This is a genomic window from Streptomyces sp. 17_S59 (genome assembly GCF_056930295.1).
The window spans coordinates 6,584,407-6,606,677 of record NZ_JBXOWD010000001.1 but is presented as its reverse complement, the minus strand read 5'-3'; the positions used below and the strand labels follow the sequence as shown (position 1 = coordinate 6,606,677).

Genomic DNA, 22,271 nt, shown 5'->3' with positions numbered 1-22,271 from the left:
GCGCACCCATTCGAGCACCCCCGGGAGGACGACCCGTGACACCGCATCCCGTGCTGCCCCAGAGCGGCGGGCAGGCGGCCGGCGCCGCCATGCCGCCCCTCGACGCCTGGCTGTACCGGCACCAGAGCAGCGGGGCGATCTGCATGACGGCAGGGGCGGTCGCCTGGTTCGAGGGCGCGCCGCCGTCGCCGGGCGCCCTGCGCGAGCGGGTCCGTGAGCGCTGGGGGACGTACGAGCGGCTGCGCCTGGTGCCTAGTGCGCCGTCGGCGGGCCGGGACGCGTGGCCGGAGTGGGCGGCGGGCACGGCCTGCGATCCGGGGGAGCACGTCGTCACGGAACCGGAGCCGCCGGGCCCGGCGGAGGGCGGGCTGGAAGGCGTGCTCGCGCAGCTGCTCGGCCAGGCCTTCGGGCCGGGCCGGCCGCCCTGGCAGCTGCGGCTGCTGCCGTGTGCCGGGGGCTTCGCCCTGGTGCTGCGCGCCCATCACGCCCTGCTCGACGGGGCGTCGCTCGTCGCGCTGCTGCACACGCTCTGCGACGCGGCGGGGCCCGTGGAGCGGCAGCGTACGATCCCGGCCCAGCGGTCCGCCCCGCCCCGGCTCCCGCTGGCCCGGGCCCTGACGGACCTGCTGCCCCGGGCCCGGCCGCTGCCGTTCCACGGGCCGGTGGACTCCCGGCGGGCCCTGTCGTGGTGCCGGGTCCCCGCGGCCGAGCTGAGCGCGGCGCGCGACGCGCTGCCGTCGGGCCGGGCCTCCGCCAACGCGGTGTTTCTCGCCGCGGTGGCCGGGGCGCTGCGGTCGGCGGGCGTCACGGGGCGGGTGCCGCTGCCCGGCGTGTGCGCGATGGTGCCCGTGGACGTCCGCGCGGACGGGGCGGAGACGGTGCTGGGCAACCACTACGCGACGGTCCGGGTGCCGCTGCCCGTGCACGGCGGCACGCCGCTGCGGAGGCTGGCCGCCGTGGACCGCTTCACCCGGCGGGCGGCGCTCAAGCAGCGGGCGCAGGCCCAGGCCCTGCTGGTGGCCTCGCGGCCGCGGCGCCACGGTCCGCTGAGCGACGTGCTCGGCCGCTACGCGGACTCCCCGCTCTACTCCTCCCTGCTGTGCAGCAGCGTGGCCACCCATGCGGGCCCGCTCGCCCTGGGCCCGGCGCGGATGACCGCGATCGCCGGGCTGCCCTGCCTCAGCCCCGGCCACCCGCTGGCCCTGACGATGTTCCTCCACGAGACCGGAGCCGTGGTGAGCGTCGCCACCGACCACGCCCACCGCCCCCTTGCGGCCCGGCTGTCCGCGCTCGTCGGCGAGGAGATCCGTGCCCTGCGGCCGTGAAACCGGGGCCGCGCCGTCCCGGCGGTCGAGGGCCACGAGGGCAGTAACGTCACGCCACTGCTCTCGTTCCCCTGATGAAGCCCCCCACGAACGGAGACCGGACGTGCCGACGCGCACCGCACTCTTGGAAGAGGTCATCCCGCTCACCCTCGACGGGTACGCGTACAGCGGCCGTGTCGTCCACCGGCCGAACGCCCGGCTGGCGCCCATCGTCTTCGTCGGCGGGGCGTTCCAGTACCAGAACGCCTGGGGCCGCCTGGAGCAGGGCTGCCTGGAGGCGGCGAGCGTCATCACGGTGGACCTGCCCGGCTGGGGCGGCGCGGACCGGCTGCCCGCCCGCTTCGGCTTCGACTTCCTCACCGAGGCGCTGGACCAGCTGCTGTCCAAGGTCGCGCCGTACCCGGTGAACGTCTTCGGAGCCTCCTACGGCAGCGCGGTCGCCTACCAGTGGGCCCGCGACCATCCCGAACGGGCCGCGCGGGTCGCGCTGTTCGGCACGATGTCCCATCTGACGCCCGCCGCGCGGGCCCGGGTGCGGCGCACACTCGACCTCGTGGAGCAGGACCGGCACGAGGAGTTCGTGCAGTGCGTGCTGGAGGGCATGATGTGCACCTCGCCGCGGGTCACGGTCTCCCGGCGGGCCACCGTCTCCAGGTGCCTCACCCGCGCCCTGCACGAGATGACCGCGGACGACCTCGTCAAGTACCGCGATAACTCGCTGCGCCTGCTGGCGAACGCGAAGCTGCCCGCGGGCCCGGCGGTGCGGGTGCCGGTGCTGGTCGCGACGGGCGAGCACGACCCGCTGAGCACCCCGGCGCTGAGCCGGGCGGCCGCCGCGCAGTGCGCGGACGCCCGGTTCACCGCGTTCAAGAACGCCGACCACCTGCTGCACCTGGAGTGCCCGGCCGAGGTGGTCGACCTGCTGGTCCGTTTCTTCGCCGGGGACTCCCTGGCCGGCCTGGACTACTGCTCCCCGGTCGAGCGCATCCGGCACCGGGTGCCCGGCGCGCTGCCGTCGCCGCGCCCCTCCGAGGACGGCTGAGCGGCAGCCGAACCGCGCTTGCCCGCCCGTACGGTGTTCCCCCGGCCCCGGGGGAACACCGGCAGGCCGGTCCTCCGGGTCAGTCCTCGTGGGCTCCGTAGGGCAGCTTGCGCAGCTTCAGCGGGGTCTTGACGTGGTAGGCGTAGTCCAGCATCTTCGCCGCGTCCGGGTAGCGGCCGGTGGCGTCGTTGAGGATGACGCCCACGACCGTGCGGCCCTCGCGCAGGGCGGCGAACACAAGGCACGGGCCCGCGGATTGCGTCGATCCGGTCTTGATGCCGACCACGCCCCGGTAGGAGCCGAGGAGCTTGTTGGTGTTGTACCAGGTGTAGAGCCGGTTGACGTTCGCCGCCTTCTGCTCGGTGCTCGTCGACTTCACGATGCCCTGCAGCACATTGCTGCGGAGGGCGTGCCTGGCGAGCTTGGCCAGGTCGCGCGGGGTGGTGTAGTTGTCCCCGTGGGCGGAATTCCCGTCGAACGAGTCGTAGTGCGTATTGCGCAGGCCCAGTTCGCGGGCCTTCTCATTCATCTTGGCGACGAACGACTCGGTGCGTTCCTCTTCCGTGTCGCCCTCGCCGAAGGTGTCGGCGAGGGCGTACGCGGCGTCGCAGCCGGAGGGCAGCATCAGCCCGTAGAGCAGCTGCCGCACGGTCAGTTCGTCCCCGGTGCGCAGGTCGGCCGTGCTCGCCTGCTTGCGGGCCACCCAGTCGCGGTAGGACTGCTTGACGGCCACCCGGCGGTTCAGCTCGGCCGAGTGGCCGTCGAGGACCACCACGGCGGTCATGACCTTGGTGGTGCTCGCCATCGGCCGCCTGGTGTCCGCCTCCTTGGCCCACAGCTGGCGGTCGGCGCCGCCGTCGAGCAGGTAGGCGCCCTTGGCGCCGATTCCCTTCGGGCCGTCCGCCGCTTCGGCGGTGGTGGTCGGGAGGGCTGCCGCGACGGCCGCGGCCGTCGCGGTCAGCGCCGCTCCCCAGCGGCGGAACCGCTGCTCGGCGCTGCCCGGGGAATTCTCCATGAAGTCTCCAGAATTTCTTGCCGGTCGGGTGAGGCGAGCGCATGGTTGCACCTCGCACGGGGCAGGATGAAATTCCGTTCACTCATCAGTGAAGACAGTCGGATAATTCCCCGATATTCGAACTTGTTTATGCAGCGCCTGGGTTACCTGCGTCAGGCCGAGCAGACACCCCGTGTGTGGTCGACCGTGGCGGTGGCCTGCGAGTACTGCCACTCGGGGTCGAGCACCTGCGTCTTCAGCTGCTGGGCCGCCTGCGGGCTCTCCACGATGTAGCCGAAGTCCTGCAGCCACGAGGGATAGAGGTTCTTCGAGCCCACGTAGAAGGCGGAGTCGTCGACGGACACCAGCTTGTGGTGCAGCGCGTACGGCTTGCCGTCGGCCCACCGTGCGCCGGGCGAGCTGCGGAAGGTCCCGAGCTGGAGGTTGGAGCACAGCGCGGCGCGGGCCTTGTCCCGGTCGCCCCCGGTGACCAGGGCCAGGCGGTTGCGCAGCGTGTCGCTGATCTCGGCCAGGGACTTGATCTGCGAGTAGCCGCCGCTGCCGACCGTGCCGCGGTTGGCGGGGTCGCTGACGACGATGCGGACCTTCACGCCCGCGGCGAGCTTGGCGGCCAGCGCGTCGTACAGCCGGATGTCGTAGCGGGCGATCGGCGGGCAGGTGGCGTTGAGGTCCTGCTGGGAGATCTCGATGTGCCGGGTGGCGCTCCCCACCAGCGCCCGCAGGGCGCTCTCCTCGGGGTTGACCGTGTCGTAGTCGCGGTCGCCGTTGGTCCGGTCCGGCACACCGATCACGCACTTGGTGTCGGGGGTGGTGGGCAGCTGCGGGCGGTACGGGGAGGTGGGATCGCTGTCCTCGATGCCGACGCCCAGCCCGCCGACGGCGATCACCGGGACGTCGCCGGCCGGACCGGCGGGCGCGGGGTTGGCGTCCTTCTCCATCGTCGGCATGCAGCCGCCGCCCGACGAGGTGAACCAGACGTTCGCGATGTTGCCCTTGTTCCGGCACGTCCACGTCCAGAGCCGGTCCAGGTAGCGCCCGGCGGAGTGCGCGGCGGGGCCGGTCAGGGCGAGGCCGGCGTCCGTCACCGGGTGGGACGTCTCGATGTAGTCGTCCTTCCAGTCGTTGATGCCGCCGGTGATCGCGGAGCGGCCGTCGACCACGAGGAGCTTGGCGTGGTTCCAGGAGAAGGCGGTCTTCGAGGTGGTCATCGACGCGACGTTGAGCGTGATGTTGTCGGCGGCCTTGCCGAGCCTGGCCCTCAGGTCGTCCTTGTATTTCGACGGCAGGACGTTCATGTGGTAGACGGGGGCGGCCCCGACCAGGACGCGCACGCGCAGTTTGTGCCCGGACTCGACGGAGGCCTTGAGGCCGGCGGCTATCGCGTCCTGGAACGCGCCGTTGGGGAACGGCGCGAGCGTGGATATGTCGACCGTGCGCTCCGCCGCGGCGATGTTCTCCGTCATCTTGGCCAGCAGCCGCTTGGTGCCGGGGCGGTCGGCGCACTTGTCGTCGCCCCAGCAGCCGGGGGTCTGCATCAGCCAGTCCGACGGGTCCGTGGCGGAGGCGTCCAGCTTGTTGCCGCTGGTGCGCTGCCACACATCCCCTTCGAGCCCCGGGGAGACCTGGCGCAGCGCCTGCTCGACGGCGTCGAGGTGCGGGGTGTCCGAGGGGCTCGCGAAGGCGGGGGCGGCCGGGAGCGCGGCGAGGACGAGGGCGGCGACCGCCGTGCCGCCGGTCAGGCGGGCCGGGCGGCGGAGTCGGGAGCGGACCAATGTGCATCCTTCGGGGTGAACGGAAGATCGACGGGCAGAAGCTACCAGCTGACGGAGCGTCGAATTCCCCTGCTTCGTGGGCGATACGGCGGAATCGCGCCACCACGGGGCAGCACCTCCCCCGCTCTGAGCAGCCGTCCCGTACGTCTCACGTATGACCCGGCGCTGCGGCGCCCGTCTCCAGAGGTACGGCGGACGGGCTCGGCGGTGGATTACACCCACCAGTCATTGGCCATAGCTTCTTGATCGTCGACGGTGCGCGCCGGGACTCGTCCCGGGACCCGCCCGTCGGACCGTGACGACGAGAGGCAGACATGTACGGCAAGGCATTCGCCCCCGAGTACCGTGGCGCGCTCGGGGAGCTGTCGGTGAACTCCTCCCTCGAGGAGGTGCTGGAGAAGGCGGTCGAGCAGTGGCGGCGGGCCGAACTCGCCGCGGACTGGCTGGAGTCGGCCCACGCGGGCCTGGCCGTCGCCGAGGCGAGCCGGCGCCTGGGCCGGGTCGCCGACGCCGAGCGGGCCTGGCGGGACAGCTACCGGGCGGCGCGGCGGGCCGGGGACCGGGGGGCGATGGCCTGGGCCGTGTGGAGCGGGGGAACGCTCGCCCGGCAGCGCGGCGCCCTCGCCCTCGCCCGGCGCCTGCTCGCCCTCGCCGCCGAACTGGCCGAGCACGGCGGGGACGTCGTGGCGCGCGGCTACTCCCTGGCCGGACTGGCCGAGACCGGCCGGATCCAGGGCGACTACGCGGCCGTGGCCGAGCTGCACGAGAAGCTGCTGGCCGAGGCCAGACGGCGGGGCGAGGCGCGGCATACGGTGTGGGCGCTGGAGGGCATCGCGCAGATGCACCGCAACACGGGCTCGTACGACACCGCCCTCGCGATGTTCGAGGAGGCCGCCGCGATAGCCGGGAAGGCCGACGACGCCCGGGGCCGGGCGTGGGCGCTGCGCGGCATAGCCGACGTGCTCTCCCTGCGGGGCGAGACGGGCCGGGCACTGGAGCTGCTGTCCGAGGCCGAGTCCACCTGCCGGGAGATGAACCTGGCGAGCGCGCTGGCCTACAACCACAAGATGCGCGGGAACGTGCTCTTCCGCGCAGGACGGTACGAGGAGGCGCAGGCCGCCTACGGGGGCGCGCTGGAGGAGTTCCTGGAGATGGGCGAGCCGCGCGGCGCGGCCCTCGCCCGGCTCGGCCTGCTCAAGGCCCGGGCACGGCTGGGCCGTGCCGCGGCGGAGACCGCGGCCGATCTCGACGAGCTGTACTGCACGCTCGACCGGCTCGGGCTGCTGCACGCCCGGGACATGGTCGACAAGGCCCGTGCGGAGCTGGGGGTCGGCGCGTGACGACGCAGGCGACGGAGCAGACGACGACGCAGACACGGCCCCGGACGTCCCCGCCGCCGGCCCTGGCGCGCTCCCGCGAACTGGTCGACCCCGCCCTGCGGGCGGCCGTGCGGCAGCTGCACCCCTGGCCGCGGCGGATGGCCTCCTTCGCGTTCGGCTGGTGCGATGCCGACGGCGCTCCGGCGGCGGCCGGGGGCGGGAAGGGGATCCGGCAGGCCCTGGCCGTCCTCGGCGCGGAGGCGGTGGGCGCCCCGGGCGGTGCGGCCGTCGCCGGGGCCGTCGCCGTCGAGCTGGTGCACGCGTTCTCGCTGGTGCACGACGACGTGATGGACGGCGACGAGCGGCGCCGGCACCGGGACAGCGTCTGGAAGGCATTCGGCACCGGGCCCGCGGTCCTCGCCGGGGACGCCCTGTTCGCGCTCGCGGTCGAGAACCTGGCCCTGGCCGACGGTGAGCACTCCGCTGCCGCCGTGGCCCATCTGTCCCGTGCACTGCGGGACCTGGTGGCGGGTCAGGCCGACGACCTGCTCTTCGAGTCGCGGCCGTGGACGGGCCCGGAGGCGGTGGACCTCGCCGAGTACGCGGCGATGGCGGCCGGCAAGACGGGCTCCCTCATCGGCTGCGCCCTGACGCTCGGCCCGGTCCTCGCGGGTGCGCCGCCGCGGGCGGTGGCCGCGCTCGCGGAGGCGGGCCGGCACCTGGGGGCGGCCTTCCAGGCCGTGGACGACGTGCTGGGCATCTGGGGCGACCCGGAGGTCACGGGCAAGCCGGCCCATGGCGATCTGCGCCGCGGGAAGAAGACCCTCCCCGTGCTGGCGGCCCTGGCCGCGGGCACTCCGGCCGCGCGCCGTCTCGCCGAACTGCTCGATGCGCCGGTGCCGCTGGATGCGGACGCGGCGGACCGGGCGGCCGTGCTTGTCGAGGAAGCGGGTGGGCGTGCGGCTGCGCTGGCGGAGGCGCGGCGGGGGGTGGAGGCGGCGCGGCAGTGCCTGGTCGGGGTGCCGCTGGAGGGGGCGGCTCGGGAGGAACTGGTGGCGGTGGCGGAGTATATGACGGTGCGGCAGGTTTGACCGAGGGTTTCTTTCCCCACCCCGCCCCTTCCCGAACTGGGGCTGCGCCCCAGACCCGAATTCAGCCCCTCCGGCGTTTGAGGAGCGGGGGTCCGGGGGCGGAGCCCCCGCCCTGCGGCGGAGCCGCATATCGGATACAGCGGGAAGGGGCGGGGTGGGGGAAGAAACCCCCTACGCCCAGTTCTGCCGCTGCAGCCAGAGGTGCCGCGCACCCCCGGAGCCCTGTGTGAAGACGTACAGCAGCCCCACCCGGTTCATGATCACCGGGCTCGCGTGCACCTCCCCGATCACGCCGTCCAGCGTGCGGAACTCCTCGTACGCCGCACCGTTCGCCGCCGACTGCACCGTGACCCACAGCTTGTCGTCCGTGCCCTTGACGAGGACGTTGACCCGGCCGTCCTGACCGAGGCACGCCGTGGGGCGGTCGACGATCCCGCCCTTGAGGGAGGCCGGGTTCTGCCAGCCGTCGCAGTCGTCGCCCTGCCCGATCCGCCAGGCCGCGCCGTCCGATCCCCGGTAGAAGACCTGCACGCGGGACGCCGCGTCGAGGACCGCCGACGGGCGGCTGGTGACGCCGGTGGCCCGCTGCTGGAACGCCTCCCAGGCGTCGGCGGAGTTCGCGGCCTTCTGCTGGACGGTGTGGAGCGTGTCGCCCTCTCCCCTGACGGCCACCACGATCCGCCCGGAGCCGTCCAGCACCGCCGCGGGGGTCGCGGTCGTCGTGCCGCCGAGCGACGTGGGGCCGCTGTACGTCGCGTAGTTGAGGCTCTGGTTGCGGGTGTACCACAGGGCGCCGTCCGTGCCCCGGAAGAAGACCTGGATCCGTCCGTCGGCGTCGAAGGCCGCCGCCGGGTCGCCGCCGACGTTGGTGACGATGCGCTGCGGCGGGCCGAAGGCCGTGTTCACCGCGGTCTGCGCGACGACTTCGAGGTGGTTGCCGGGCGTGCGGTAGAAGACGCGGATCCTTCCGTCCCTGCCGCGGACGGCATCGGGCGCGCCCGCGATCCGGGCGCCGTCGAGCCGGAGCCAGGAGGACCAGCCGCGGTCGCGCGTTTCCCAGACCGTCCGGAGCGAGTCGTCGTCGCCGCGCGCGAAGACCTGGACGCGGTTGTCGGAGTTGAGCGCCGCCGCGGGCTCCGCGTGGACGGTGCCCTCCAGGTTGGTCCAGTTGCCCCACTTGGATCCGGGTGCGGTGGAGACAGGCATGCAAACTCCTCGATCGTCGAAGTGCCGAGTTGTCGCGCCGGCTCCCAACCTAGCCACGCGGGCGCAGAAGGACAGAGAACGGTATGAGCTGGCGCGATATCGGCGATCGGCGGGGGCGCGGGACGGGCCCCGGGGGCCGCGGAAGACGAGGCAGAGGACAAGACCGTCATGTGGTCCGCGTCACACGACGCATCGCGTGACGCACATCACAACTCCCGTCGCGATCAACGGAACTGTGCGCCACGACACATGACCCACGGTGACGATCAACCACCCCTCCGCTCACACAGGGCGACCGCATCAGAATCTATGCCCGCCCGTCGCATGGCTGTTACACAACAGCAGGAAAACGGCAGGTTGCCGATCATATGATCGACTCTTGACCTTGGGGGGATGGGTCCTTGTCCGGGTCCTTGTCGCCCCTTTTCCGATGACCACCGCGCTTGCTTGGCGCAGGAGATAGGAGCAAGCCTGTGCCAGGGCGAATACCGCGTCGACGTGTCCTTCAGGTCGCTGGTGGCGGCCTGGTCGTGGGAGCGGGCGCGGTGGGCGCCTGGCAGTGGCTGGCCCCCGACGACCAGGGGAAGCACCGGGACAAGGACTTCCCCGCGCGCCCCGCGAAGGCCCTCACCTCCGAGGCGATCGTGCACATCATGGCGCACGAGGACGACTCCCTGTTCTTCATGAACCCGGAGCTGGAGCAGTCCATCCGGAGCGGCGCCCCGACCCTGACGGTCTGCATGACCGGCGGCGAGTCCGACGGCCGCAACGCCCTCTCGAACGCGCCGGACTACAACAAACTGCCGGAGAAGCGCCCCGAGTTCGTCCGCGCCCGGATGAACGGCCTGCGCGAGGCGACCGCCCAGATGGCCACCGGCGACTGGCTCAGCCCCTGGACCGTGGAGACGCTGAAGCTCCTGCCCGGCATCGAGGTCGAGCTCCAGACGCTCAAGGCCGCGCCCCAGGTCCAGCTGATCTTCATGGAGCTGGTCGAGGCCCGGGCGATCAAGAACCCGAAGAAGGACAGCCTGCGCGGCCTGTGGCTGGGGGCCACCCCGAAGCTCACCACGCTGGTGCCCGCCGGGGGCCCGGTCAAGCACGCCTACCAGTACAGCCGGCAGGAAGTGATCGACACGCTCACCGCCGTGCTCGAGCGCTACAAGCCGACCGTCGTGCGCACCCTCGACCCGAACCCGACGCACCGGGCGAAGCAGCCGGACTTCCCGAACACCCCGCCCGTCCTCCAGGGCATATCCCACTACGACCACCAGGACCACACCACCTCCGCCTTCTTCGCGCAGGCCGCCCTGGCCCAGTACTGGGGCAGCAAGCACGCGCGGCCGGTGGCCGTGGACAGCTACGTCGGCTACGAGGTCGACATGCTGCCCAACAGCCTCGACGACGCCACCACTGCGCACAAGATCAAGATTCTTGACACCTACGGCTGGGTCAACGGCAAGAGCTGCGACGACAAGGCCGGCTGCGGCGACCGCAAGGTCGGCGACCGCGCCCGGGAATACCGCTGGACCAACAACTGCCGGCACCGCGCCACGGGCACCCAGCGCTGGGTGCAGCCGCTGCCCGACGGCCGGCTCGCGGCCTTCGCGATCCTCGACGGCCAGGCGCACTGCTGGACCGAGACCAAGGCCGGCAGCAGCGTGTGGTCCGAGCCCGCGCCGGTGGGCGGCTCGATGCTGGAGGGCCAGGTGCAGTGCCTGCGGCGCGCCGACGGCACCCTCCAGCTGTTCTCCGTCCGGACCGCGCTGCCCGCCAAGGGCCAGGACCACCGGCGCGAGGTCGTCACGGCCCTGCAGACCGGGAAGACCGCGGACGGCGCCGCCCCGTCGTTCGGCGAGTGGGAGTCCCTCGGGTCACCCGACGCGGACCCGGAGCGCTCGATGGAGACCGGCTACCCCGTCGCGGTCGAGGGCAAGGACGGCGCCGTCCACGTCTTCGTCAAGAACTTCGACGGCGGCGTGAGCTACGTCAGCTCCGCGGGCGGCAAGGGCTGGCCGGCCTGGGCCGTGCTGCCCGGCACCCCGGACAAGCTGCGGGTCGAGGACGGCCTGGACGCCGCGGTCGACGCCCAGGGCCGCATCCACGTCGTCGCCGCCGACACCAAGACCGTCCACCACTGGATGTCCGACGGCCCCGGCGACGCCCCGCGCATGGCCGAGCCGACCAAGCTGCCGACCGCGACCGGCCCGCTGACGCTGGCCCCGCTCTCCGGCGGCGGCATGCGCCTGGCCATGCGCCAGCCCTCCACCTCGCGGGTGGCCGTCGCCGACCGGCAGGCGGACAACGGCGGCTGGCGCGTGACGTCCGAGTGCGAGCCGTTCGGCGGCTACGGCCGGGTGGCGCTGCTCCAGGCGGACAACACCACCGTCGTCGCGGCCCGCGACGACAAGGGCCGGGTGCGGCTCTCCACGGGCTCCGGCCGCCCGGGCCCCTGGCAGGAGGCGGGCGTCCCGCACCGGGCCACCGCCGCGCTCGTCCAGGACGCCCAGGGGCGTACGGTCGCGGTCGTGCTCGGCACGGACGGCCGGCTGAGCAGCGCCCGCGGCAAGGACGCGAGCACCTCGGCCTTCGGCGACTGGATCGGCCACGACGGCCGGGCCAAGAGCGACGTGCAGACCTCGTGAGGCCGTAGCACCACGAGGAGCACCACGAGGAGCGGCCCTCCGCCCGGGACTTCCGGGCGGAGGGCCGCTCCTCGTGGTGCACGGGTGCGCGGGTGCACCCGCGGGCTACGCCGGCCGGAGCCGGTCCGCTATCTCCTTCACGACGTCGGACTGATGGTCCGTCAGGTAGAAGTGGCCGCCGGGGAAGACCCGGAGGCCGAACGAGCCCTCCGTGTGTCCCTCCCAGGCCGCTGCCTCGTCCAGTGTCGCCTTGGGGTCGTCGTCGCCCACCAGGCACACCACCGGGCAGTGCAGCGGCTCCCCCGGCTCGTACGCGTAGGTCTCGGCGGCCCGGTAGTCGGAGCGGATGGCCGGCAGGACCATGCGCATCACCTCCTCGTCGCCCAGGAGCTGGGAGGAGGTGCCGCTCAGCCGGCGGACCTCGGCGATGAGCCCGCTGTCGTCCAGCTGGTGCACGCGCTCGTCGCGGTAGGTGGACGGGGCCCGGCGGCCGGAGACGAACAGGGCGGCCGGGACGATGCCCTTCTCCCGCTCGAACCGCCGGGCGACCTCGAAGGCGAGCGAGGCACCCATGCTGTGGCCGAAGAGCGCCAGCGGGCGGTCGGCCCAGGGCAGCAGGGCGGCGAACACCCGGTCCGCGAGGTCGGGAATGCTGTCGATGAGCGGCTCCGCACGGCGGTCCTGGCGGCCCGGGTACTGGACGCACAGGACGTCGGCGAACGACGGCATGTCCTTGGACAACGGGAAGTAGAAGCTGGCGGAGCCGCCCGCATGCGGCAGGCACACCAGCCGCACCTCGCCGTCCGGGCGGGGGTGGAACCTGCGGATCCAGAGTTCGCTGTCCGCGGATCCGCGGTGGTTTTCGGTCACGATCGGTCCCTTCGCACACATCCGAAAGAGCATCAGAACAGACCGTCATTCTCGCAACCTCCTCTCCTGCACCAACCTCAGGCAGCACTCCTTTCCCTGCCACCACACATGACGCCCTCTTCTCCCCTGTCTCAGGCGGCCCCTGCTCCCCCGCCGCCTCAGACCGCGACGTCCTCCGCGATGACGCGCTCGACGTTCCGCTCGGCCAGTGCCGTGATGGTCACGAAGGGATTGACCCCGATGGAACCGGGGATCAGCGAACCGTCCATGGCGTAGAGGTTCTTGTGGCCGCGCACCCGCCCGTAGAGGTCGGTGGCCCGGCCCAGCACACAGCCGCCGAGCGGGTGGTAGCAGAAGTCGTCCGTGAAGCTCCTGGGCCTGCCGCCGAACAGGTCGTACCGGTACATCGTGGCGTTGGCCCTGTTGATGCGGTCGAAGAGCTTCTTCGCGGCGTCGACCGCGGGCCGGTTCTGGTCCCGGGTCCAGTGGAGGCTCAGCCGGTCGGCCGCCCGGTCGTAGACGAAGGTGCCGCGCTCGGGGTTCCTGGTGATGGCCAGGTAGAGGCTGACCCAGGTCTCCAGGCCGGCGGGTATCGGCGCGATCTCGGCGAAGACCGGGTTGCCGGGGTTGTCCCAGTCGTCGATGCCCAGCGCGGGGATGGCGGACTGCCGGGCTCCGGTGGGGTTCCAGACGTGGTTGGCCCGGGCGGTCATGACGTTGCCGTTCGGTCCCCAGCCGGTGCCGATCTCGGGGCTCAGGTCGGGCAGCGCACCGGTCTCGCGGGCCCGCAGCAGCAGCTCCGTGGTGCCCAGGCTGCCGGCCCCGAGGAAGAGGTGTCTGCAGGCGATCTCCTTGCCGGCGAGCACCCGGCCGCGGGCGTCGGTCTCCTCGACCGTGAGCAGGAACGTTCCGTCGCCCTGCCGACCGATGGCTTTGACCCGGTGCAATGGCTTGATCACGACCTTGCCCGTGCGGAGTGCGGCGGCCAGATAGGTCTTGTCCAGGCTCATCTTGCCGTGGTTGTTGCCGTAGATGACCTCGGTGGCGAGCGCGGACCGGGGTGCCCCGCCGGTCTCCTCCCGCCGCATGTGGCCGAAGTCGTAGACGTTGGGCACGAACGTGGTGGTCAGCCCCGCCCGGGCCGCCTGGGTGCGGGAGACGCGGGCGTACTTGTACCACTCCGTCGCCTCGAACCAGCCCCGGTCGATGTGGTTCACCCGCAACGCGGCGGTGGCGCGCGGGAAGTACCGCGCGTACATCTCCCGGGCGTCGACCTGCGGCAGCACCTCCTCGAAGTAGGAGCGTCTCGGCAGCACGGCCATGCCGCCGTTGACCAGCGAGCCGCCGCCCACGCCGCGGCCCACGTACACCGCCATCTCGCCCAGCTCGACGCGGTCCAGCACACCGGCGTACGGGGTGATGCCTCTGTCGACCACGTCGAGCCAGAGAAACGAACTCAGCGGCGCCCGGGTGCGGTTGCGGAACCACGTGGAGCGCTCGTCCGGCTTGAGCATGCCGCAGAAGACGTTGCCGTCCGCGCCCGGCGCGTCCCACTGCCGGCCCATCTCGAGCATCAGCGTCCCGACTCCGGCCTCCCCGAGGCGCAGCGCGGCGACGGCGGCACCGTAGCCGGTGCCGACCACCACGGCCGGTACGAACGAACCGTTCCGCGCCCGGGCTTCGGCGCGGGGTGCGGTGCCGAGCGCGGCGGCTCCGGTGAGGGCGCCGGCGCCGAGGGCGGCCATGCCCAGCACGAGGCTGCGGCGTGACGGAGGCTGGTTGTCTGCCACGGGGGTACCCGACCTTTCCTGTGTGGACCGTCGATGACGGTGGAGCAGGGGCGGTGCTCTGGTGGTCAGTTACCAGTCCCCACACGAGGAGTGAACGCAATGGCACTTGTTGATAGATTCGGGTCGGAAATTGCCCGCATCGCACGGGCTCTATATGTGACAGACATATGACTCCTGTACGCTGCGGCGTTCTGCCCGTCCGGCCGGGTACGTCCCCTCGACCGCTGCCCCGGCCGGGTATCCGTCGCGGCCGCCATCCGTCCCGGCCGTCACCGAAAGACCGGAGCGACTCGTGCAGCTACACCTGGACCCCGCCGCCTCCCTGCGCCCGGCCTCCGCACTCGACGTGCCCTGGCCGGAGACCCTGAGCACGCCGGCCGAAGGAGCACTCGACCTCTGGCTGCTGCACACCACCGACCCCTGGCTGCTGGGCACGCCACTCGACCAGTCGCCCCTCGACGAGCGCGAGCGCGCGCAGGCGGCCGGCTTCGTCCACGCCATCGACCGTGCCAAGTACGTGGCCGCGCACCTCATGCTGCGCAGAGTCCTGGGCGCCTACCTCGGTGTGGCCCCCGGTGAGGTGCGCTTCCACCGCGAGCCCTGCCCGTGCTGTGACAAGCCGCACGGCAGGCCCGCCGTCTCCGCGCCCGGTGCCCCGCACTTCTCCATGTCGCACGGGGGCAACCTGGTGCTGATCGGGGTGGCGGCGGCGCCGGTGGGCGTCGACACCGAGCAGGTCCCGGCCGCGCACACCGTCGCCGGGGTCTCCGAGGCGCTGCACCCCGCCGAGCAGCGCGAGATCATGGCCGCGCCCGCCGTCCGGCGCGCCGCGGTCTTCACCCGGCTGTGGGTGCGCAAGGAGGCCTACCTCAAGGGCCTGGGCACCGGCCTGGGCCGCTCCCCCGACCTCGACTACCTGGGCAACGGCGGCCCGGGCACACCGCCTTGGCCCACCGGGTGGACGATCGTCGACGTGCCCGTGGGCGTGGGCCATGCGGCGGCCGCCGTGCGCGGGCGGATCACCAGCCGGTACGACGTCAGGAAGCTGTCCCCGGAGGGCCTGACCGCCTGACGCCCGGCGGCCGCGGAGGGCGGCTCACGCACCCCGGTGCGCGGGGCCGTCCTCCCAGGGCCAGTGCGCCGTGCGCCCGGCCTCGAGCAGCGGGATCATGCGGAAGGCCGCGTCGGTGAGCCCGCCGAAGGCGTGCCGGTTGTCCCCGCCCGAGGGGGCGGCGCCCGCGCGGTAGCCGGCCATGTTCCACATGTAGACCGGCACATGGCGCGGGACCAGGGCGTCGATGTGCGTCTCCGGCATGCCGCCGTAGGCGTGGGCGTTGGAGGGCAGCCAGCCCGGCCGGGTCTGCTCGTCCGTCACCACCACGATCCGGTCGTGGCCCCGGAAGTGCTGCTGGACCGCGAGCGGGATGTCGGTGCCGTCGATCTGCCCGAACCGCTCGACGAGCCGCAGCACGCTGCCGCCCTTCGGCACGTCCAGGACATTGCTGCGCATGCCGAACTCGACGAGCGTGGGCTGCTCCGCCCGCAGTGCCACGGCCGCTCCGAAGACGGCCGCCTGCTCGGCGAGCGGGATGTCGGAGGTGGTCGGGGTGGAGTAGGCGTAGCCGGGGAACATCGACGGGGACCGGTCCACCAGGACGAGCGTCCGGCCCGGCAGGGCGGGCACGTTGGCGAGCGAGGCGGCGACGGCCTTCTCCAGCGCGTGTGCCCACCGCAGCGAGGCGGTGTGCCGGTACGCGGCCCAGTAGCGGAAGGGGAACATCCGTGCGGCGGCGACCTGTTCGGGGTCGGCGATGCGCGCCGCGACCCGCTCGGCGACCGCGTCGCTCACTCCGGCCCGGTCGAAGTTGCGGAGGTTGCGGACGAGCGCCATGGTGCCCATGGACGGGATGACGGCTTCCCAGGCGGCGGCGTCCAGCGGCCCCTGGAGCCAGCCCGCCAGCGCCTCCCACGTCATGCCCGCGGCCTCGAGCGCCTCCGGTGCTCCGGCGGTGCGCAGCAGCGCCCGCCGCTCCTCGACCGGGAGCGCCGCCAGCCCGGCGCGGCTGCGCAGCATCGCCAGCTCTTCGGGGACCGCCTCGCCCCGGCCCTTGCGCCGGTCGACGGCGTGCCGGAACAGCGCGCCCTGCCGGGGCCTGTCGGGTGCGGGCCTCGCGTGGACGAGCCGGAGGACGTCGCCGAAGCGGTAGCCCTTGGAGTCGGTGTCGTACTTGAGCAGGGACCGCTGGGTGTAGAGCCGCTGCACGGCGTCGGCGATGCCGCGCTTGACGGGCTTGGGCACGCTCGGTCCGTATGCGCCGGTCCAGTAGCCGAGCAGCTCGCCCGGCTCGTCGGCCCGCTGGAGCACGGCGTCGACCGCCTGCCGGGAGTGGCCGTGGAGGCCCCGGCTCAGCCGCTCGGCGGCGAACTCGGCGGCGCCGACCAGGGCGGCGGTGCGCATGTTGGCCCCGGCGCGGAGCCAGCGCAGGAACGCGACGGTCCACTCGGGGTCCTCGACGGCCAGTTGCCGCACCAGCCGGGCGTAGCGGTCGTCGCGGTCCCCGGCCTTCTCGTAGAAGGTGTCGGTGCCGACGAAGTTGCCGACGGCGAGCAGGAACAACTCGCCGCGCGCGTCGCGGAGGTGTCCGGTGGCGCCCTCGTGGGTACGTGTGCGCTCGCCGGTCGAGGTGACGGGCGAGGCCGCGGCGGGGCGGGCGGTACGGGCGTTGAAGCGGGCCATGAGTCGTGAAATCCCCCGTGGTGACGGGAGGGTGGCAAAGGCGGTGCCCGAGATCAAGTCGACGATCGTGTACGTAACGCGCTCTGCCGCTGAGCTACCGCCGCCGGAGCGGCGAGCAGGATTCGAACCCGCGCCTCGTCCATCTGAAGGAAGTAACGATCGTCTGCGCACCGGGCACCGCCGATGCCTGGCCTCCCGAGATCGAGAACGGGACCGGCGCTTTCACCACAAGAAGGAGCCTGGCCCTGCGCACCGGGAGGTGCGAGTGTGTTGACCGGCCTCACCCTAACGGGCAAGCCGGGGGCCGCGCCCGCGATTTAATCACGGGCGCGGCCGCGGGGTCACTTCTTGATGGTCCACTCCGCGGTCTCCTTGGCGAAGCCGGAGACCGGGGTGTACTGGACCTTGGCGGACTTGGCGCTCTCGGGCATCGAGACCACGACCACGCCCTGGGCCTTCTCGCCCGGCTTCAGCTTGACCGTGCCCGGCAGGTTGGGGCCCACGGTGGTCGAGCCGAGGGTGTGGGTGTACTCCTGGCCCGCCTCGTCGATGACCTTCACGTCGTTGGCGGGGCTGTCGTCGTAGACGGCCGTGCCCGTGTTGGCGATCTCGAACTGGGCGGCGACCCAGCGCTTGCCCGGCGACGGCTTCATGAACTTGTTGTCGCTCTGCGCCGGGTCGGCGAAGCTCTTGAGGGTGACCCCGATCTGGACACCGGCGTCCTTGCCCTTGAGGGTGACGGTGTTGCCGGCGACGCGGTTGCCCCCGTTGTCCTGGGAGGGCTTGTCCGCGGGCTTGTCCTGCGCGGGGCCGTTGTCCTTGGGCGCCTGGCTCTTGTCGGCCGACGCGGTGTTGTCGGGCTTCGCGGCGGTGTCGTCACCGTTGCAGGCGGTGGCGGTGGCCGCGAGCGCGACGACGACGGCGACGGTGGCGAGATGACGACGCATGGTGCTGATCCCCCGTAGGTGGTTCGTTTTTTGACGTGCACATTCTTACGTCATGGCTGATGCGTTTTCAGCCAACGGGGGGTCTGATGGGACTCCTGTGACAGTTGAGTGATCAAATCGTGGCAACGTCTCACTCGCGTCTCACGACGAAACCCGGGCGAAATCCGTCAGCACGGAGGGTATGCACCGAAAGCGCCGCCCCGGCGGCGGCCCGGCGGCGGTCTACCGGATCGGCACCCCCGCCAGCGCCCGGGCGATGACCAGCCGCTGGATCTCACTCGTGCCTTCGAAAATGGTGTAAATCGCAGCATCCCGGTGCATACGCTCCACCGGGTACTCGCGGGTGTAGCCGTTGCCGCCGAGGATCTGCATGGCCTGGGCGGTCACCTTCTTCGCCGTCTCGCCCGCGAAGAGCTTGGACATCGAGCCCTCCGCCGACGTGAAGGGTTTGTTGGCGGAGGCCATCCACGAGGCGCGCCAGACGAGCAGGCGCGCGGCGTCGATGCTCGTGCGCATGTCGGCGAGCTGGAAGGCGACGCCCTGGTTGTCGATGATCGGGCGGCCGAACTGGACCCGGGTACGGGCGTAGTCGAGGGCCACCTCGTACGCCGCCCGCGCGATGCCGACCGCCTGGGCGCCGACGGCGGGCCGGGACGCCTCGAAGGTGGCCATCGCCGCGTTCCCGGACCGCTCGGCGCCGCCGGCCGCGCGCTCGCGGGCGCGGGCCAGCCGCTCGTCGAGCTTCTCCTTGCCGCCGAGCAGGCAGTGCCCGGGTACCCGGACGTCCTGGAGGACGACCTCGGCGGTGTGGGACGCGCGGATGCCGTGCTTGCGGAACTTCTGGCCCTGGGAGAGCCCCGGGGTGCCGGGCGGGACGATGAAGGAGGCGTGGCCGCGGGCGCCGAGCGCGGGGTCGACCACGGCGACGACGACGTGGACGTTGGCGATCCCGCCGTTGGTGGCCCAGGTCTTGGTGCCGTTGAGGACCCACTCGTCCTTGGCCTCGTCGTGGACGGCGCGGGTGCGCATGGCCGAGACGTCGGAGCCGGCGTCGGGCTCGGAGGAGCAGAAGGCGGCGACCTTGACGTCCTGGGCGTCCCCGTACATCTGCGGCACCCAGGTGCCGATCTGCTCGTCGGTGCCGTTGGTCAGGACGCCGATCGCGGCGAGGCCGGTCCCCGCGATGGCCAGACCGAGCCCCGCGTCCCCCCAGAACAGCTCCTCGAGCGTCATGGGGACGCCGAGGCCCGTGGGGTCGAAGAACTGCTGGGCGTAGAAGTCGAGCGAGTAGAGGCCGATCCTGGCCGCCTCCTGGACCACGGGCCAGGGGAACTCCTCGCGCTCGTCCCACTCCGCGGCGGCCGGGCGCATCACATCGGCGGCGAAGCCGTGGATCCAGTCGCGGACGGCCCGCTGGTCGTCGTTCAGCTCCGGCGTGAACTCCCCCATGTCCCCTCCCAGCACTATTACCTGCGGTAACGGGAGTATGTTACCCACTGGTAGCGTCTGTCAACGGCGCCGCCCGCCGAATTCATTGCGTGGTGCGGGTGTTACGTTGCGCATGCGTTTTTGAGCATTGGGGCGGGAGGCACGTCTGATGGGGACCAGTCAGCGGGACGAGCAGCAGCGGGCTGCGGAGGAGCGGCGCAAGGTGCTGCTCGAGGCGGCGGACCGGGTGGTGCTGCGGGACGGACCGGGGGCGTCGATGAACGCCATCGCGGCCGAGGCGGGGATCACCAAGCCGATCCTCTACCGGCACTTCGGCGACAAGGGCGGGCTGTACCGGGCGCTGGCCGCCCGGCATACCGATGCGCTGCTGGCCGGGCTGCGGGCGGCCCTGGACGCGCCCGTCGAGCGCCGCGAGCGGGTCGAGGCGACCCTGGACAACTACCTCGCGGCGATAGAGGCGCGCCCGCAGGTGTACCGGTTCCTGATGCACCCCGCGGACGAGGGCCAGCCCACCGAGCAGGGCTTCGACGTCGGCCGGCACTCCGCTCCGCTGCTGCGGCGGCTGGGCGAGGAGCTGGCCCAGGTGATCCTCGAGCGGGTGGACCTGGACGCGGACGGCGAGGAGCTGGCGCGGGCCTGGGGTCACGGGATTGTCGGCATGATGCATGCGGCGGGCGACTGGTGGCTGCGGGAGCGGCCGTTCCCGCGGGGGCAGCTGGTGCGATACCTGGCGGACCTGCTGTGGGGTCGGCTGGCGGTCTCGGGCGACCGGGCGGACGGCCCGGGGTTCTGAGGGGTTTTCCCCACCCCGCCCCTTCCCGTAACCGGGGGCAAGCCCCCGGGCCCCGGGCCCCTCGCGCTCCGCGCGGGGGCGGGGCTTCGGGGGCTCCGCCCCCGGACCCCCGCTCCTCAAACTCCCCCAGCTACCGCTGGGAGGTGCCCCCAGAGGGGCTGAATTCGTACCCCGAACCGGGGGCCTGGGGCGCAGCCCCGGCTTCGCCCCCGCGCGGAGCGCGAGGGGCGGGGCAGGGGGCGCAGCCCCCGTTCCCTCCCCTGGGGTCTGGGGGCGTCAGCCCCCAGTTTCGGGAAGGGGCGGGGTGGGGAATCAACCCACCTTCCGCGCAGCCCGCAGCGCCCGCCACCTCCGCACACCCGTCAGACGGTCGAGATACAACCCCCCGTCCAAGTGATCGCACTCGTGCTGCAGGCACCGCGCAAAGAACCCCGTCCCCCGCACCCGCACCGGCTCCCCCTCCGCCGTGAAGCCCTCCACCACCGCCTCGTCGAAGCGCTCCGTACCCGCCTCGACCCCCGGCACCGACAGGCAGCCCTCCGGCCCCCGCACCACGATTCCCTCCGCGGCCACCAGCCGGGGGTTCACGACGTGCCCCACGTGCCGCCGGTCCTCGTCGTCCGGGCAGTCGTACACGAAGACCCGCAGCGGCACGCCTATCTGGTTCGCGGCGAGTCCCACGCCACCGGCCGCGTACATCGTCGCGAACATGTCCTCGACCAGGCGGGCCGTCCCGGCATCGAACTCCGTGACCTCCTCGCAGGGGCTCGCCAGCCCCCTGTCCCCCAGCAGCCGCATGGGTCGTACACGTCCTGAACTGCCGGGAATGGTGCCTCTGCGCATGGGCCCAAGCGTACGATCCCCGGGCCGCGGGTTCGGGCCCGCGGCAGGATCTCGATAGGCTGATCCCCGACCGAAGCCTCCTGGCCGGCGCTCGGCACGGAGGGGGCGTTCCACCGGCTGACCAGGTAAAAGGGCAACGGCGCCGGAACAAGGAGGATCTAGGACGATGGCAGGCAACTCGGGGCCGCTGTCGCCGCGGGCCAAGCTGGCCGTGACGGCGGGCAAGGCGGCTGCGGCGGTGTCGCGGGCCGCGGGCCGCGGCAGCGGGTCGGTGATCGGCGGCAAGGTCGCACTCAAGCTCGACCCCGACCTGCTGGCCCGGCTGGCCACCCACCTGGACGTGGTGCTGGTGTCGGCCACCAACGGCAAGACCACGACGACACGGCTGATCGCCGAGGCGCTGCGCGCCTCCGGGCCGGTGGTGTCGAATGCGCTGGGCGCGAACATGCCCGCGGGCATCACCTCCGCCCTGGCGGGCGGCTCGGACGCCCGTTACGGCGTGATCGAGGTGGACGAGAAGTACCTGGCGGGCGTCGCACGCGACACCTCGCCGAAGGCCATAGCGCTGCTCAACCTCTCCCGCGACCAGCTGGACCGGGCCGCCGAGACCCGCATGCTCGCGGAGAAGTGGCGCGAGGGCCTGGCCGGCACCAAGGCCGTGGTGATCGCCAACGCCGACGATCCGCTGATCGTCTGGGCCGCCTCGTCCTCGCCGAACGTGGTGTGGGTGGCGGCCGGGCAGGAGTGGAAGGACGACGCCTGGTCGTGCCCCTCCTGCGGCGGCGTGATGCAGCGCCCGGGCGACGACTGGTTCTGCGGCGAGTGCGGCTTCAGGCGGCCCACGCCGAGCTGGGCGCTGTCGGGGGACTACGTCCTCGACCCGCACGGCTCCGCGTGGCCCATCCACCTCCAGCTGCCGGGCCGGGCCAACAAGGCCAACGCCACCACCTCGGCCGCCGTGGCCGCGACCTTCGGGGTGCCCCCGCAGGTGGCCCTGGAGCGGATGTACCAGGTGCAGGCCGTGGCCGGCCGGTACGACGTGGTGAACTACTCCGGCCGTGAGGTGCGGCTGCTGCTGGCGAAGAACCCGGCCGGCTGGCTGGAGACCTTCTCGCTGATCGACGGGCCGCCGGCGCCGGTGGTCCTGTCGGTGAACGCCCGCGGCGCGGACGGCACCGACACCTCGTGGCTGTGGGACGTGGACTACACCCGCCTCGCCGGCCACCCGATCATGGTCATCGGCGACCGCAAGCTGGACCTGGCCGTGCGCCTGGAGGTCGCGGGCGTGGACTTCCGGGTCTGCGAGACGTTCGACGAGGCGGTGCAGATGGCCCCGCCCGGCAAGATCGAGGTCATCGCGAACTACACCGCCTTCCAGGACATCCGCCGCGTCGTCGGCAACTGACCCACGGGCAGCACTCAAAGGATTG

The 22,271-nt window shown here is 72.5% G+C and carries 17 protein-coding genes; 8 read left to right on the top strand and 9 right to left on the bottom strand.

Annotated features, from left to right (window positions below; translation table 11 throughout):
- Window positions 1-35: 35 nt before the first annotated feature.
- Together AC1Z4A_RS29855 and AC1Z4A_RS29850 are read left to right on the top strand one after the other, a co-directional pair.
- Entirely contained in the window at window positions 36-1,325 is a 1,290-nt protein-coding gene (locus AC1Z4A_RS29855) for a wax ester/triacylglycerol synthase domain-containing protein (RefSeq protein WP_483682986.1), read from the top strand.
- Between the two features lie 103 nt (window positions 1,326-1,428).
- Window positions 1,429-2,367 (top strand): alpha/beta fold hydrolase, encoded by a 939-nt coding sequence (locus AC1Z4A_RS29850; RefSeq protein ID WP_483682985.1) that lies wholly within the window; start codon window positions 1,429-1,431, stop codon window positions 2,365-2,367.
- Window positions 2,368-2,446: 79 nt separating this feature from the next.
- Here the strand turns inward: AC1Z4A_RS29850 and AC1Z4A_RS29845 are convergent, their stop codons facing one another.
- Together AC1Z4A_RS29845 and AC1Z4A_RS29840 are read right to left on the bottom strand one after the other, a co-directional pair.
- The gene (locus AC1Z4A_RS29845) at window positions 2,447-3,382 is read right to left on the bottom strand and encodes a D-alanyl-D-alanine carboxypeptidase family protein (RefSeq protein ID WP_483682984.1); all 936 of its coding nucleotides are present in this window, start codon (window positions 3,380-3,382) and stop codon (window positions 2,447-2,449) included.
- A gap of 152 nt (window positions 3,383-3,534) precedes the next feature.
- Entirely contained in the window at window positions 3,535-5,154 is a 1,620-nt protein-coding gene (locus tag AC1Z4A_RS29840; RefSeq protein ID WP_483682983.1) for a phospholipase D-like domain-containing protein, read from the bottom strand.
- A gap of 314 nt (window positions 5,155-5,468) precedes the next feature.
- Here AC1Z4A_RS29840 and AC1Z4A_RS29835 point away from each other — a divergent pair, with 314 nt between their 5' ends.
- Window positions 5,469-6,494 carry a tetratricopeptide repeat protein gene (locus tag AC1Z4A_RS29835; RefSeq protein WP_483682982.1) on the top strand — a complete coding sequence of 342 codons (1,026 nt, stop codon included), beginning with the start codon at window positions 5,469-5,471 and terminating at the stop codon, window positions 6,492-6,494.
- A complete protein-coding gene (locus tag AC1Z4A_RS29830) occupies window positions 6,491-7,564 on the top strand; it encodes a polyprenyl synthetase family protein (RefSeq protein ID WP_483682981.1) in 1,074 nt (357 codons plus the stop codon). The genes AC1Z4A_RS29835 and AC1Z4A_RS29830 overlap by 4 nt, the downstream gene beginning before the upstream one ends.
- A gap of 171 nt (window positions 7,565-7,735) precedes the next feature.
- Here AC1Z4A_RS29830 and AC1Z4A_RS29825 read toward each other — a convergent pair whose 3' ends face one another.
- Window positions 7,736-8,770 carry a PLL family lectin gene (locus AC1Z4A_RS29825; protein WP_483682980.1) on the bottom strand — a complete coding sequence of 345 codons (1,035 nt, stop codon included), beginning with the start codon at window positions 8,768-8,770 and terminating at the stop codon, window positions 7,736-7,738.
- A gap of 473 nt (window positions 8,771-9,243) precedes the next feature.
- On the opposite strand from AC1Z4A_RS29825, the gene AC1Z4A_RS29820 reads away from it, so the two are divergent.
- On the top strand, window positions 9,244-11,412 hold the full coding sequence (locus AC1Z4A_RS29820; RefSeq protein ID WP_483682979.1) for a PIG-L family deacetylase: 2,169 nt from the start codon (window positions 9,244-9,246) through the stop codon (window positions 11,410-11,412).
- 105 nt (window positions 11,413-11,517) lie between these two features.
- Here the strand turns inward: AC1Z4A_RS29820 and AC1Z4A_RS29815 are convergent, their stop codons facing one another.
- Window positions 11,518-12,282 carry a thioesterase II family protein gene (locus AC1Z4A_RS29815; RefSeq protein WP_483682978.1) on the bottom strand — a complete coding sequence of 255 codons (765 nt, stop codon included), beginning with the start codon at window positions 12,280-12,282 and terminating at the stop codon, window positions 11,518-11,520.
- Between the two features lie 158 nt (window positions 12,283-12,440).
- On the bottom strand, window positions 12,441-14,027 hold the full coding sequence (locus AC1Z4A_RS29810; RefSeq protein WP_483683775.1) for a GMC oxidoreductase: 1,587 nt from the start codon (window positions 14,025-14,027) through the stop codon (window positions 12,441-12,443).
- A gap of 337 nt (window positions 14,028-14,364) precedes the next feature.
- Here AC1Z4A_RS29810 and AC1Z4A_RS29805 point away from each other — a divergent pair, with 337 nt between their 5' ends.
- Complete coding sequence (locus tag AC1Z4A_RS29805; protein WP_483682977.1) at window positions 14,365-15,144, top strand: 4'-phosphopantetheinyl transferase family protein; 780 nt, start codon at window positions 14,365-14,367, stop codon at window positions 15,142-15,144.
- A gap of 24 nt (window positions 15,145-15,168) precedes the next feature.
- Here AC1Z4A_RS29805 and AC1Z4A_RS29800 read toward each other — a convergent pair whose 3' ends face one another.
- From AC1Z4A_RS29800 to AC1Z4A_RS29790, 3 genes are all read right to left on the bottom strand, one after another.
- A complete protein-coding gene (locus AC1Z4A_RS29800; RefSeq protein ID WP_483682976.1) occupies window positions 15,169-16,809 on the bottom strand; it encodes a TROVE domain-containing protein in 1,641 nt (546 codons plus the stop codon).
- A gap of 341 nt (window positions 16,810-17,150) precedes the next feature.
- Window positions 17,151-17,756, bottom strand: coding sequence for a DUF4352 domain-containing protein (locus tag AC1Z4A_RS29795; RefSeq protein ID WP_483682975.1), 606 nt, complete (start codon window positions 17,754-17,756; stop codon window positions 17,151-17,153).
- A 222-nt stretch (window positions 17,757-17,978) separates the two neighbouring features.
- A complete protein-coding gene (locus AC1Z4A_RS29790; protein WP_483682974.1) occupies window positions 17,979-19,205 on the bottom strand; it encodes an acyl-CoA dehydrogenase family protein in 1,227 nt (408 codons plus the stop codon).
- 148 nt (window positions 19,206-19,353) lie between these two features.
- On the opposite strand from AC1Z4A_RS29790, the gene AC1Z4A_RS29785 reads away from it, so the two are divergent.
- Window positions 19,354-19,998, top strand: coding sequence for a TetR/AcrR family transcriptional regulator (locus tag AC1Z4A_RS29785; protein WP_483682973.1), 645 nt, complete (start codon window positions 19,354-19,356; stop codon window positions 19,996-19,998).
- A gap of 312 nt (window positions 19,999-20,310) precedes the next feature.
- Here AC1Z4A_RS29785 and def read toward each other — a convergent pair whose 3' ends face one another.
- Window positions 20,311-20,841: a peptide deformylase gene (gene def / locus AC1Z4A_RS29780; protein WP_483682972.1), complete on the bottom strand. Its 531-nt coding sequence runs from the start codon at window positions 20,839-20,841 to the stop codon at window positions 20,311-20,313.
- Between the two features lie 166 nt (window positions 20,842-21,007).
- Here def and AC1Z4A_RS29775 point away from each other — a divergent pair, with 166 nt between their 5' ends.
- Window positions 21,008-22,246, top strand: a complete 1,239-nt coding sequence (locus tag AC1Z4A_RS29775; RefSeq protein ID WP_483682971.1) for a MurT ligase domain-containing protein — start codon at window positions 21,008-21,010, stop codon at window positions 22,244-22,246.
- Window positions 22,247-22,271: the final 25 nt, after the last annotated feature.

Coding starts and splice junctions, on each gene's coding strand:
- AC1Z4A_RS29785 (WP_483682973.1), top strand. CDS start 19,354: ATGGGGACCAGTCAGCGGGACGAGCAGCAGCGGGCTGCGGAGGAGCGG.
- AC1Z4A_RS29810 (WP_483683775.1), bottom strand. CDS start 14,027: ATGGCCGCCCTCGGCGCCGGCGCCCTCACCGGAGCCGCCGCGCTCGGC.
- AC1Z4A_RS29800 (WP_483682976.1), bottom strand. CDS start 16,809: ATGGCCCGCTTCAACGCCCGTACCGCCCGCCCCGCCGCGGCCTCGCCC.
- AC1Z4A_RS29825 (WP_483682980.1), bottom strand. CDS start 8,770: ATGCCTGTCTCCACCGCACCCGGATCCAAGTGGGGCAACTGGACCAAC.
- AC1Z4A_RS29795 (WP_483682975.1), bottom strand. CDS start 17,756: ATGCGTCGTCATCTCGCCACCGTCGCCGTCGTCGTCGCGCTCGCGGCC.
- AC1Z4A_RS29845 (WP_483682984.1), bottom strand. CDS start 3,382: ATGGAGAATTCCCCGGGCAGCGCCGAGCAGCGGTTCCGCCGCTGGGGA.
- AC1Z4A_RS29775 (WP_483682971.1), top strand. CDS start 21,008: ATGGCAGGCAACTCGGGGCCGCTGTCGCCGCGGGCCAAGCTGGCCGTG.
- def (WP_483682972.1), bottom strand. CDS start 20,841: ATGCGCAGAGGCACCATTCCCGGCAGTTCAGGACGTGTACGACCCATG.
- AC1Z4A_RS29790 (WP_483682974.1), bottom strand. CDS start 19,205: ATGGGGGAGTTCACGCCGGAGCTGAACGACGACCAGCGGGCCGTCCGC.
- AC1Z4A_RS29835 (WP_483682982.1), top strand. CDS start 5,469: ATGTACGGCAAGGCATTCGCCCCCGAGTACCGTGGCGCGCTCGGGGAG.